The sequence below is a fragment of the Brevundimonas sp. DS20 genome, assembly GCF_001310255.1.
In the GTDB taxonomy this organism is placed as follows: domain Bacteria; phylum Pseudomonadota; class Alphaproteobacteria; order Caulobacterales; family Caulobacteraceae; genus Brevundimonas; species Brevundimonas aurantiaca.
The window spans coordinates 2,908,668-2,920,804 of sequence record NZ_CP012897.1 but is presented as its reverse complement, the minus strand read 5'-3'; the positions used below and the strand labels follow the sequence as shown (position 1 = coordinate 2,920,804).

Sequence of the window (12,137 nt, the reverse complement as noted above, 5' to 3'; positions counted from 1 at the left end):
GTTTCAGGTCGACAGCGGCACGTTTTTACAGCGCCGTATGATCAGCGGGTGCAGGGCCGGGGCGGCGCAGACCAGGCTGGCCTGGCGTGGATCGGCCCGGTTGAACCGCCAGGGGCGGCCGTGGTGATCGCTGACCCGGGCCCCAGCCTCTTCGGCGATCAGACTGCCCGCCGCCACGTCCCAATCCCATTTCGGCGTCAGGGCCAGGGCCGCGTCGAAGGCGCCGGCGGCGACCAGGGCCATCCGATAGGCCAGGGCGTTGCGCTTTGAGAACCGCAGGGGCGGCCAGGGCTCGTCCCAGTGCGGCCCCTCGATCATCCGCGCGTCGCCCAGCACCGAGGCGTCGTCCAGCGTGTCCACGTCCGAGGCCCGCACCCGGGCGCCGTTGCGCCAGGCCCCGCCGTTCCGAACCGCCGCATAGGTTTCCTGAACCTCCGGCGCATGGATGACGGCGGCGACCACCTGGCCGTCCTCGACCACGGCGATAGGGGTGCACCACCAGGGTTGGCGCTTCATATAGGCCACCGTGCCGTCCACCGGATCCACCACGAAAATCCGGCGTTTGGACAGGCGCTCGGACGAATCCGCCGTCTCCTCCGACAGCCAGCCATAGTCGGGGCGGGCGGCCAGCAGACGGTCCTTCAGCATGGCGTCCACCGCCAGGTCGCCGCTGGTCACGGGCGAACCGCCGACCTTCGCCTCGACCTTCAGCCCCGCCTCACGTTCGGCGAGCGCCAAGGCGCCGGCGTCGAGCGCGGCCTGGCGGATCAGTTCGAGGTCGGCGTCCAGGTCCGTCATTTTCCGGCAATGGCCACCGCGTCGAACATCAGGCTCGGCACGTTGAAACTGCCTCGGAACTCCAGGTCCGAGCCCCGAACCAGCCGCAGATAGAGGTCAGGCAGCTTGCCCGCCACCGTCACCTCATTGACCGGATAGACGATCGCGCCGTTCTCGAACCAGAAGCCCGACACCCCGGCGGACCAGTCGCCGGTGTTTCCGTTCAGCGACGGCCCGAACATGGAGGTGACCAGAAGCCCGGTCCCGGCGTCGGCCATCAGCCCGGCCAGATCGCGCTCGCCCGGCTCCATGTGCAGATTGTGGGTCGAAACCCCCGCCGATCCCGCCAGGCCGCGCGAGGCGTGGCCGGTGGACTCCAGCCCCAACTGCCGGGCCGAGGCGCTGTTCAGCAGCCAGGTGGTCAGCACACCGTCGTCGAACAGGGCGCGCCGTTCGACCACGACCCCTTCATCGTCGAACGGGGTCGATCCCAGGCCGCGCGGCCGGAATGGATCGTCGATCAGGGTCACGCCTTCGGCGAACACCCTCTGGCCCATCCGGTCCTTCAGGAAGGAGGTGCCGCGCGCGATCGACGGCCCCGAAATCGCGCCGATCGCCGGCGAGACGATCTGGCCGGCCATGCGGTTGTCGAAGATGACGGGGGCGGTGGTCGAGGCGATCTTGCGCGCCCCGGTCCGGGCTGCGGCGCGTTCGCCGGCCGTTCGCCCGATGATTTCGGCGCCCGGCAGGTCCGACAGATGCCGGGTCGAGCGGCTCTCGCCGCCGCGCTCCATCGCTCCGTCCTTCTCGGCGATCACTCCGACGCCCAGCGAGAAGGCCGAACCCTGATAGTCCCCGTCGAATCCATGCGAGGTCACCAGTCGCCAGCGGCTGGACGACCAGGACGCATGCCCGCCCTCGGACCGGGCGACGCCCTTCACGGCCAAAGCCGCGGCCTCTGCCTCGGCGGCGGCCTGCTCCAGCGCTTCCGCACTGCGTTCGCTGGGATCGAACAGGTCCAGTTCGGCGAAGGGCGCCTGCGCCAGCCGATCCTGCGGCGCCAGACCGGCGTGGGGGTCTTCCGGCGCCAGCCGCGCCATGGCGACCGCGCGTTCGACCAAACGTGTGCGAGTCGCCGGCGACAGGTCCGAGGCGGAAACCGAGGCCTGCCGCTGTCCGACGAAGACCCGCAGGCCCAGATCGCGCGACTCTTCGCGTTCGACGTCCTCCAGCCTTCCGTTACGCACGCCGACCGACAGGGCGCTTCGGTCGGCGCTGACCGCCTCGGCGGCGTCCGCGCCGGCTTTCAGCGCGGCCTGGACGATGTCATGCAAAAGATCGGTGGAGGCGGAGGCGTCGCGGGCTTCAGTCATGCCCCGATATGGCGGACCCTTTGCTGCGTCGCAACCTCGCGCCTCACACCACGGCGAAGGCGATCAATCCGACCGCCGCCGTCAGCAGGGCGACCCAGGTCAGCAGCATGCCGATCACCCGACCCAGCGAGGGCCCCGTCTGGAACAGAAGGCCCAGGGCATGGGCCGAGCGCCCCACGAACAGGGTCGCCCCCACGCCATGCACCATCCAGGCGGGCGCTCCGACGGCGGCCAGAAGCAGCATGGCGATCATGCCGGGCGCGGCGTATTCGGCGCAATTGCCGAAGGCGCGGGTGGCGGCCGCGAGGTCCGCGATACCGCCGTCCCCCAGCGACACCATATGTTTGCGGCGGCCGCTGACCACAATGCCCGACAGAACCAGGAGCAGCAGGATCAGCAGGCCGCTCCACAGGGCGGCGGCCTGGACGGCGTACATCATGGGGGTGGTCATGGATCAGTCCTCGCGCCCGACGGGATAGAGCAGATAGCGGTCGTCATAGAAGGGCGTCCGCTCATAGAACCAGGCCAGCCGCGCCTGGGGATCGGCCGCGAACGCCGGTTCGGCCGCCAGCTTGGCCTCGAACTCGGCCTTCAGCGCCGGATCGGCCGCCATCATCTTCTCGGCCAGGGGCGCGATGGCGTAGGCCTCGATATATTCGACCCGGCTCATGACTTCGGGGAACAGGCCCCAGGCGAAGAAGCTCTCGCTGGACTGCGGCTCCAGCAGCAGGACGACGACGTCGCCCAGCGGCTGGTCAGTGGGCACGCGCACCGAGCCGGTGGGGAAGGTCCAGTCGCGGCGTTCCACCTCGACCGTCTTCACCGAGGCCTGGACGTGGCCCTCGTTGGCCCGCGTCGCCAGTTTCGGCTCGACCAGGCGCAGCATCGACAGGTTCACCGTGCGCGGCGCCGCCAGCGTCTCCATCTCGACGCCGTGGATTTTCAGCCGCTCGATGATGTCGGTGCGATAGCTCGGCACCCAATAGGCGGTGGGGCGGTTCAGGGTCAGCGTCGGCTTGGATCCGTAGAAGGGCATCTGCCACAGCTCGGGATCGGGCCGGCCCAGCCAGCGGACCTCGTCGCGACCCGAGGCGGGGCTGTGATACATCTCGTACAGCATCCCCTTGAACGAACGGGTGGAGGAGGGGGTCTCTTCCGCCTGGAAATTCGCCAGGATCTGCGCCGGTCGCAGGGCCCGGTCCTGATCGGTCGCCGCCTTCAGCGCCGCGCCCTGATCGGCCAGCAGCCGCATCGCCTCCTCGATGAAGACATAGGTCCCCAGCACCCGCTGCTCATGCGGTTTCAGACTGTGGTTTTCGATCAGAATGGTCGGCACATGGGCGGCCGCGCCCCAGCCGTTGGAGTAGCGTTCGCCCAGGCCGCCGTCCGACAGGCCCTTCTTCGGTTCGTCGTCGTCGATGCCGAACACCAGTTCGCCGGGGATATGGCCCTCGCGCTCCAGGGCCGCGTTCATCGCCGGTTTGAACACCGTATCCAGCCAGGCCGAGCTGTTGGGCGAGCGGCTGAAGGTCCCGTCCTCGCCGTTGAAGCCGTAGGTGACGTCGTACTGATAATCCATGCCGTCGGTGACGTGGACGTCGACATAGAGGTCCGGCCGGTACTTCAGGATCAGGCCCCGCACCGCCCGCATCTCTGCCTGGTCCAGTTTCAGATAGTCGCGGTTCAGGTTCTGGTTGGTCGCCGTATTGCGCCAGCCCTGGATGCGCGGCCCGCGCTGGTTCGGGCGGGAATAGGGGCCGGCGCGCTCATGCCCGTCCACGCTCAGGATCGGGATCAGGATCAGATTGACCCGGTCCAGCAGGGCGTCCTTGCCGTAGAAGGCGATGTCGCGCAGCACCATCATGCCCGCGTCCTTGCCGTCGATCTCGCCGGGGTGAATGCCCGCCTGGATCATCAGCACCGGCTTGGCCGGATCGAAGGCCGCCCCGTCCTTGGAGGCGATCACCGCATAGATGGGCCGCCCCTCGGGCGAGACGCCGAACTGTTCGATCCGGATCAGGTCGCTGGCGGCGTCCAGTCGGTCGAACCAGGCGCGGGTATCGACATAGTTCGGCGAAAAGTCATGGCCCCGATCGGCCTCGAACGGCGTCACCCAGGGATCGCTCGCATCGCGCAGCAGGGCCTTCGACGCCCCGTCCCAGGCCGGCGCGGGCGGCAGGAAGGGCTGGTCCCAGGGCGCGATATTGGAAAGAACGGGCGGACGGCCCGGCGATTGGGACATGGCGGGACTCGAGACTAGGGCCGCGACGGCGGCGAACAGAAGCGCGTGACGCATGGATGAAGTCCTCGACCGATCCGGTCCTTATGGCAAGCCTGCGGGCCTCAGCCGGCGACGGCGGCGGGCGTGGCCGGGGTGGGGACGGCGAGGGTCGCCGGCATGCAGGCCAAGATCAAATAGATGGCGACGTGCAGGCCCAGCAGGATGGCGAAGGTCCGCCTGCTGCGGGTCAGGGCCGCCGGAACGACCAGCACCAGATACAGGGGATAGGCGATCGCATAGTTGATCAGCAGCATCGCCGCACCCGGCTTGCCGAGTATTTGAGAGATCGAGACCGCCACCATCAGCGTATTGGCCACGGTGGTCAGGATCAGCACGATCCTCTTGTTGCCCCAGAAATGGTCGTCCAGGTCCATCCCGTCTTCGATCTGGTGCGGAAAGACCAGGGAAGCCGCGATGAAATAGACCATGGCGATCGCCAGGCCGATCACCAGCATGCCGTAGCTGAACGGGGCGTCGCGGAAGGTGTGCCAGGCGGCGTCCCAGAAGGTGGCGATGTCCAGGCCGACGAACAGGGCCAACAGGGACGTCAGCCAGCCGATGCGCAGGGTCTTGCGATGCTGTATCGCCGTGGCCAGGCCCGTGGCGATCACCGCCACCGACAACCCGAGCGCCAAGCCATAGAAACTGAAATAGAATTCGAACGCGCTCACCTGTCCCCCGATCTGACGCCACGCCCAGATATGGAGTTATCGCGCTTGTCTTGGCAAGCGCGCCTCGGCGGCCGATCCGGATCGACGGACTATTCCTTCGCCACCAGGGACCAGCCGCCCTTTTCAACCAGGGGCGCCGCAGCCCGGCTGATGTTCAGGCCGTAATAGGCCAAGAGCGCGATCAGCGCCGCCTTCACGATCCAGGGGCGGCGCGCCAGGGCGGAGATCAGGGTCAGACCGGTGAACAGACTCACGCCGAACCAGAAGAACCAGCTCTTGGCCACCAGATGCAGTTCGCCCTGGGCGGCCGCGACGCCGACGATCAGGCTGGCGACAATGACATTGGCGCTCAGCAGAAGCAGAAGGATGGTGCGCTTGTTGCGCCAGAAATGGGCGTCCAGATCCTCGACCTGATCTTCGTCACGCGGAAAGACCAGGGTGGCCGAGATGTAGAACAGGCCTGCGATCACCAGGCCCAGCATCAGAAGGGCCAGATTGAACGGGGCGGGGCGGAAGATGATCCAGGCCTGGAACCAGAAGGTGGTCACATCCAATGCGGCGAACACCACCAGCAGCGGCGTCAACAGGCCGAAGCGCGGCCTTGGATTACGGTTCAGCGTCCGCGCGAACCCGCCCAGTAGTTCCGCCACCGACAGGCCCAGGATCAGCCCATAGAAGCTGAAGAAGAATTCGAACGCGCTCACATCGCCCCCTCGGCGTGAATCAAGGCTTCCTCCCTATTTCCAGATCGACGTCTTGTCGCCGGGCAGGCCGAGCGTGTCCCAGATGGCGTCGATCCTTTCGACCACCGCCTGGTCCATCCGGATCTCCTCGCCCCATTCGCGCTTGGTCTCGGGCGGCCATTTGTCCGTCGCGTCCAGGCCGATCTTGGAGCCCAGGCCGCTCTCGGGGCTGGCGAAATCCAGATAGTCGATCGGGGTGTTCTCGATCACGGTGATGTCGCGCGCCGGGTCCATCTTGGTCGAGATGGCCCACATGACGTCCTTCCAGTCGCGGGCGTCGATGTCGTGGTCCACGACGATGACCCATTTGGTGTACATGAACTGGCGAAGATAGCTCCAGACGCCCAGCATCACTCGCTTGGCGTGGCCCGGATAGGCCTTCTTCATCGACACCACCGCGATCCGGTAGCTGCACCCCTCGGGCGGCAGCCAGAAGTCGACGATCTCGGGGAACTGCTGGCGCAGCAGGGGGATGAAGACCTCGTTCAGCGCCTCGCCCAGCACGCTGGGCTCGTCCGGCGGCCGTCCGGTGAAGGTGGTCAGATAGATGGGGTCACGCCGCATGGTGACGGCGCTGACCTGGAAGACCGGGAACTTCTCGACCGAGTTGTAATAGCCGGTATGGTCGCCATAGGGGCCTTCGTCCTCGAACGCGTCCAGCAGGACGTGGCCCTCCAGCACGATTTCGGCCTGGGCGGGGACCATCAGCGGCACGGTCTTGCACGGGACCAGCTCGGCCTTGGCGCCGCGCATCAGGCCCGCGAACTGATATTCCGACAGGGTGTCCGGCACCGGCGTCACCGCCGCCAGGATGGTCCCCGGATCGGCGCCCAGGACGACGGCGCAGGGCAGGGGCTCCTTGGGCCGCGCCTTCTTGTGCCGGGCGTAGTGCTGCGCCCCGCCGCGATGGGCCAGCCAGCGCATGATGGCCCTGTCCTTGCCCAGGACCTGCATCCGATAGATGCCCAGGTTGAAGTCGTCCTCGCGATCCTCGCTGGGCCCCTTGGTCACGACCAGGCCCCAGGTGATCAGGGGGGCCGGCTCGCCGGGCCAGCATGTCTGGACGGGCAGGGCGGTCAGGTCGATCTGGTCGCCCTTCAGCACCACCTCCTGCACCGGCGCCTTCTTCACCGTCTTGGGTCGCATCGACATGACGGTCTGCGCCAGGGGCAGCATCTCCATGGCGTCGCTTAAGCCCCGCGGCGGCGTCGGATTTCTCAGGAAGGCCAGCAGTTCCCCGACCTCGCGCAGCTCGCCCGCCGTCGTGCGGTTCTTGCCCTCCAGCGTCACCCCCATGGCGACCCGTTTCACCGTGCCGAACAGATTGGCCAGGCAGGGGATGGGGCTGATCGTCCCGTCCGGCATGACCGGCTTTTCGAACAGCACCGCCGGGCCGCCGTTGCGCAGCAGCCGGGTCTGGATTTCGGTCATCTCCAGCACGGTGGAGACGGGTTCGGACACCCGCACCAGCTCGCCGTCGGCTTCCAGCTGGTCGATGAAGTCACGCAGGGATTTATAGGCCATGGCTCCGCCTAAAGCGCCGGGGCCGAACTGTCACGCCTCGTTCGGCTTAAGACCCGGTCCATCCCGACCAGCGCCGATCCGACCAGCAGGAAAAAGACCAGCAGTCCGCCGAAAGTCGCCAGCACCCGGCCGAGCCCCAGCGCATCAACATTGACGAACCCATAGGGCCACCAATGGGTGGCGAGCCCATGACCCAGGGTCCATGCGCCGAAGATCAGCGGAAATCCGAGGGCCTTCACCGGGTCGATCCACCGCAACGCGCCCCTGGGCGTGAACCACAGCCAGTCCAGCAGGAAGGCGGCCGGCATGACGTAGTGCAGCACCAGATTGACGGCCAAGGTCAGCCCCTCCGGCCGCCAGTAGGGGGCGATCATGAAATGATACACCAGCCCGACGATCAGAATGTAGGTCGTCACGGCGGCGCGAAAGGTCGGCGACGCCGTCCAGCGGGCCAGGGGCCATGTCGGTTTCAGCAAAGGCCCCGTCAGGGCCAGGGCGACCAGTATATTGGTCAGAATCGTGAAGAAGCTGAAGTACTGGACGGTCCGCGTCGCCACCGCCCAGCCGTCCGCCGGCCCCGCCATCAGCAGATACTGCAACGCCAGCGCCGCCCAGCCGATGACGGCGAAGGCGGCGCGCCACAGACGGGGCCGATCTCTTTCCCGCAACATGCGCGCCTCCTCTGATCAGGCGGCGGACTTGTCCCAGTCGTAGGCGGGGTCCAGCCAGTCGCCCAGCCGTTCGCCCCGGTCCAGGGCGTCCATCCGCTGCATCTCCTCGCCCGACAGTTCAAAGTCGAAGATGTCGAAATTCTCGCGCGCCCGGCTTTCCTTCGTCGTGCGCGGAATGGCGATGATCCGGTTCTGGATCAGCCAGCGCAGGGTGGCCTGGCCATTGGTCTTGCCATGGGCCTGGGCGATCTCGGAAATCGTGGCGTCGTCTGCGATCTTGCCTTGGGCCAGGGGCGACCAGGCCGTGATCGACGACCCCAGCTCGGCAGCCGTCGCGACCAGGGCGTCAACGCCCAGATAGGGATGGTGTTCGACCTGATTGGTGATCAGCCGCGCCTTGGACAGGGCCTGGGCCTGCCGGAATTCATTGGACGGGAAGTTGGACAGGCCGATGTTGCGCGTCAGTCCCCGGTCCTTGGCTTGGTTCAGCGCGCCAAGGGTCTCTTCGAAGGTCGGCGTCGGCTTGGGCCAATGCAGCAGCAGCAGGTCCGGCGTGGTCCCCAGGCTCTCGGCCGATTCCTCGGCCTGTTTCAGCAGGGCGTCATGGGTGAAATGCTCGACCCAGATCTTGGTGGTCAGGAAGATGTCCTCACGCGGCACGCCCGAATCCCGGATGCCTTCGCCCACCGCCTTCTCGTTCTTGTAGATCCAGGCCGTGTCGATGTGGCGATAACCGATCCGCAGGGCCTCGGCGACCATCCGGCGCGCGTCCGCCGGCTCCAGCTGCCATGTGCCGAAGCCGAGCAGGGGAATCTCGACGCCGTCGACGCTGAGGGTGGGCTGATCGCCATAGGCCATGGGGGAACACCTTCTCACTGGGGGAGCCGAACAGTTAGGCGCCGGGTCCAGCCTTCGAAACCCCTGCGTTGAACCAATCCAGAATTTCCTGCCACAGCGGCTCCAGTCCCTTGCGGAAGGCGCCCTCGTGGCCGATCCGTCGGGCGCCGTAGTCTTGGGAGCGTCGCACCACGATCTGGGACGAGGCGTTGGGATAGGCCTTCAGCAGGGCCGCGCCTGTGCCCGGTGTGGCGATGGGGTCGTCGGGAAAGATCCAGGACCGGATCGGCGCCCGAACCTTGTCGAACCCCTGGGGCTCAAGAGCGCCGGACCTCAGCTCGTCCAGGAAATAGGCGGGCTTCAGGCACCACCGCCTCCACGTCTCGAACACCCCGCGCGGCAGGTCGGTCCCCCGCCACAGCCGGCCCGCGCGGATATAGCCGTGGCGGCGCAGCTGGTGCGGCCCGAAACCGAACCAGAAGAACAGCTCCATCGGATTATAGGTTCGGTGGTGTCCGCCCCACCATCCGGTCCCGACCGAGACGAAGGCGTGGCGGGCGATCTCGCTCTGGTTGGGCATGAAGCCGACGAAATGACCCCCGACGCTGTGTCCGATATGGAAGATCGGCAGGCCCGGCGCCGCCTTCTTCAGAGCCTTCAGCGCCGCCGGCATGTCCAGCCGACCCCAGTCCGGATAGTCCATCTCCATGGCCGCCAGATCCTGGGGCCGCGACCCGCCGATGCCGCGATAGTCATAGGTCAGAACCACGCCGCCCCGTTCGGCCATCCACCGCGCGAACCGGGCGTAAAAGCCGCGCGGAAATCCCGTTCCGGCCGAGACCAGCACCGCCATTCGCGGCCTGTCGCCCCGAAACAGGGTCGCTTCCAGCGGCCAGCCGTCCTCGGCCTTGATCGACCGGTCTTCGACCGTCAGCCCCATGTCGTTTCCGTCCGTTGCTATTTTCAACGGACCCTGACTGATTTCCCCGACGTCAGGTCAAGCCGCGTCATGGGCCTTCACCAAGCGCTTCGGCGCGACCTTGCGCCACCGTTTCCACAGCGCCGCCTTCAGCCAGACGGGATCGACATGGGCGATGCGGGCCAACACGATCGGATAGTCGCGGTAGTGGTCCGTGAAATGAAAGGCGTCGGGGTCCATCTCGATCAGCAAATCCCGCTCGTCCAGATTATCCAGGTGCACCACGATACTGTCGTCCAGCTTCGGACGCAGCCAGGTGAAGAACTTCCCCGCCACCTTGAACGACGGTTCCCCATAGGAGACGCCGTCCTCGACGCCGGGAAAGGACAGCAGCAGAGCACGCACCTCTTCGTGGGTCATTTCCGAACGCCAATCTCAATAGGCCCAACCTCAATAGGCCAGGGCGATCCCGTCCTTGCGCATTTCGGTCGCCGCGCCATAGGTCCAGCGCCCGCCCGGGTTCATCTGCTTCATCACGTTCTGATAGCCGCCGAAGCCGCCGTCCGGCTCGCCCAAGGTCCAGCCCATGGCCCGCAGCTGCGCCTTGGTCGCCTCGGGCACGCCGCTCTCAAGGTGCAACACTCCGGTTCCTTCCTGCGGCTGGCCGGTCGGTTCCGACGAGCCATAGTGCTGCCAGCGCGGGGCATCCCCCGCCGCCTGGGGCTCCAGCCCATAGTCGACCATGTTGATGATGATCTGGGCTTGGCCCTGAGGCTGCATGGCGCCGCCCATGACGCCGAACGCCATCCAGGGCTCTCCGTCCTTGACCGCGAAACCGGGAATGATGGTCTGGAACGGCCGCTTGCCCGGCGCATAGATGTTGGGGTGGCCGTCGGTCAGGGCGAACAGTTCGCCCCGGTCCTGGAACATGAAGCCCAGCGGTTCGGAGCCGTTGTCGGGCGCCAGGCCCGAACCCATGCCGCGATAGTTGGACTGAATCCAGCTGACCATCATCCCGTCAGCGTCGGCGACGCTGAAATAGGTGGTGTCGCCGTGGTGCGGGGCGTCGCCCGGCATGACGCGGTCCATGACCCGATCGGGCCGGATCAGCTTGGCCCGCTCGGCCGCATAGGCCTTGGAGTTCAGCCATTCGACCGGCGTCTTGGAGAATCGGTCGTCGGCGAACCAGCGCGCCCGGTCCTCGAACGCCAGCCGCTTGGCCTCGGCCTGGACGTGCAGAGAGGCGGCGGACTGGAAGCCCATGGATTTCAGGTCGAACTGTTCGCAGATGTTCAGGATCTGGTTGGTCGACAGGCCCTGGGTGTTCGGCCCCAGGCCGAAGACGTCCACCCCGCGATAGTTGGTCTGGATCGGCTCGACCCATTCGGTGTGGTGGGCCGCCATGTCGGCGCGGGTCATCCAGCCGCCGATCCGCTTGAAATAGGCCTCGATCTGGTCGGCGATGGGGCCGTCATAGAAGGCGTCGCGTCCGCCCTCGGCGATCATCCGCAGCGTCTTGCCCAGGAAGGGATTGGCGAAGACCTCGCCCACCTTGGGCGTCGCCCCGCCCGTGGCCCAGATGCGCTTCCTGTTGTCGTTTTCCTCGATCGGGATCCGGCCCCGGTCGAAGGCCGCCATATTGCGTTCCAGGTAGTAGGCGATGACCTGGGGCACGGGCGCGCCCTGTTCGCACAGTTCGGCGACCGGCAGCAGGACCTCCTTCCACGGCAGTTTCCCATACCGCTGGTGCGCGCTCCACCAGGCGTCCACCGTGCCCGGCACGTTCACCGTCACCGCGCCGTAGCGGGGCAGATAGCCGTCGATGGCCCTGGACCGCGCGGTCTCCAGACTCAGGCCCTGCGGGCTGGGGCCGGACCCGTTCAGCCCGATCACCTTCTTCTGCTTCGGGTCCCACAGCATGCAATAGGCGTCGCCGCCGATGCCGTTGGCCACCGGCTCCAGAAAGCCCAGGGCCGCATTGATGGCGATGGCGGCGTCTATGGCCGATCCGCCGCGTCTCAGGGTGTCGATTCCGATCAGGCTGGCGGTCGGATGGGCCGTCGCCGCCGCCCCGTTCATGCCCCAGACGGTTGAGCGGCCCGTGAACCTGGGTCCCGTGACCCGATCTCCGATGCCGATCCCCGCATAGGGATCAGCCGGACGGGCGGGGGAGGGGGCAGCACCCGCCGCCTGTCTCGCCTCGGTCCCGGTCGCGGCCAGGGCGCCGGCGGCCAGGGTTCCTGCGGGCAGGGCGGATAGGAAGGTGCGACGGCGCATGGGCGGACTCCTCGAACGGCCGGGGCTTATCAAGTCTGCCTCTGGCGCGTCCGACAAGCTTCAC

At 67.0% G+C, this 12,137-nt stretch carries 12 protein-coding genes; all 12 read right to left on the bottom strand.

What is annotated here, in order from left to right:
- Positions 1-3: 3 nt before the first annotated feature.
- The 12 genes from JL11_RS14295 to JL11_RS14240 all read right to left on the bottom strand — a co-directional run bounded on the left by JL11_RS14295 (position 4) and on the right by JL11_RS14240 (position 12,073).
- Complete coding sequence (locus tag JL11_RS14295; protein ID WP_054766239.1) at positions 4-798, bottom strand: 3'(2'),5'-bisphosphate nucleotidase CysQ; 795 nt, start codon at positions 796-798, stop codon at positions 4-6.
- Positions 795-2,150, bottom strand: coding sequence for a TldD/PmbA family protein (locus JL11_RS14290; protein ID WP_054766238.1), 1,356 nt, complete (start codon positions 2,148-2,150; stop codon positions 795-797). Before JL11_RS14290 ends, JL11_RS14295 begins: the two co-directional genes overlap by 4 nt.
- A 43-nt stretch (positions 2,151-2,193) precedes the next feature.
- Positions 2,194-2,601 carry an MAPEG family protein gene (locus tag JL11_RS14285; RefSeq protein ID WP_054766237.1) on the bottom strand — a complete coding sequence of 136 codons (408 nt, stop codon included), beginning with the start codon at positions 2,599-2,601 and terminating at the stop codon, positions 2,194-2,196.
- Between the two features lie 3 nt (positions 2,602-2,604).
- A complete protein-coding gene (locus tag JL11_RS14280; protein ID WP_054766236.1) occupies positions 2,605-4,446 on the bottom strand; it encodes a M14 family metallopeptidase in 1,842 nt (613 codons plus the stop codon).
- 47 nt (positions 4,447-4,493) lie between these two features.
- Positions 4,494-5,102, bottom strand: coding sequence for a hypothetical protein (locus JL11_RS14275; RefSeq protein WP_054766235.1), 609 nt, complete (start codon positions 5,100-5,102; stop codon positions 4,494-4,496).
- A gap of 89 nt (positions 5,103-5,191) precedes the next feature.
- On the bottom strand, positions 5,192-5,806 hold the full coding sequence (locus tag JL11_RS14270; protein ID WP_054766234.1) for a hypothetical protein: 615 nt from the start codon (positions 5,804-5,806) through the stop codon (positions 5,192-5,194).
- Between the two features lie 33 nt (positions 5,807-5,839).
- Positions 5,840-7,369 carry a UbiD family decarboxylase gene (locus tag JL11_RS14265; RefSeq protein ID WP_054766233.1) on the bottom strand — a complete coding sequence of 510 codons (1,530 nt, stop codon included), beginning with the start codon at positions 7,367-7,369 and terminating at the stop codon, positions 5,840-5,842.
- 8 nt (positions 7,370-7,377) lie between these two features.
- Entirely contained in the window at positions 7,378-8,040 is a 663-nt protein-coding gene (locus tag JL11_RS14260; RefSeq protein WP_054766232.1) for a Pr6Pr family membrane protein, read from the bottom strand.
- A gap of 15 nt (positions 8,041-8,055) precedes the next feature.
- Positions 8,056-8,898, bottom strand: coding sequence for an aldo/keto reductase (locus tag JL11_RS14255; RefSeq protein WP_054766231.1), 843 nt, complete (start codon positions 8,896-8,898; stop codon positions 8,056-8,058).
- A 34-nt stretch (positions 8,899-8,932) separates the two neighbouring features.
- Entirely contained in the window at positions 8,933-9,817 is an 885-nt protein-coding gene (locus tag JL11_RS14250) for an alpha/beta hydrolase family protein (protein ID WP_054766230.1), read from the bottom strand.
- Between the two features lie 57 nt (positions 9,818-9,874).
- Positions 9,875-10,216 carry an MmcQ/YjbR family DNA-binding protein gene (locus JL11_RS14245; protein WP_054766229.1) on the bottom strand — a complete coding sequence of 114 codons (342 nt, stop codon included), beginning with the start codon at positions 10,214-10,216 and terminating at the stop codon, positions 9,875-9,877.
- Positions 10,217-10,246: 30 nt separating this feature from the next.
- Positions 10,247-12,073 (bottom strand): gamma-glutamyltransferase family protein, encoded by a 1,827-nt coding sequence (locus JL11_RS14240; protein ID WP_054766228.1) that lies wholly within the window; start codon positions 12,071-12,073, stop codon positions 10,247-10,249.
- Positions 12,074-12,137: the final 64 nt, after the last annotated feature.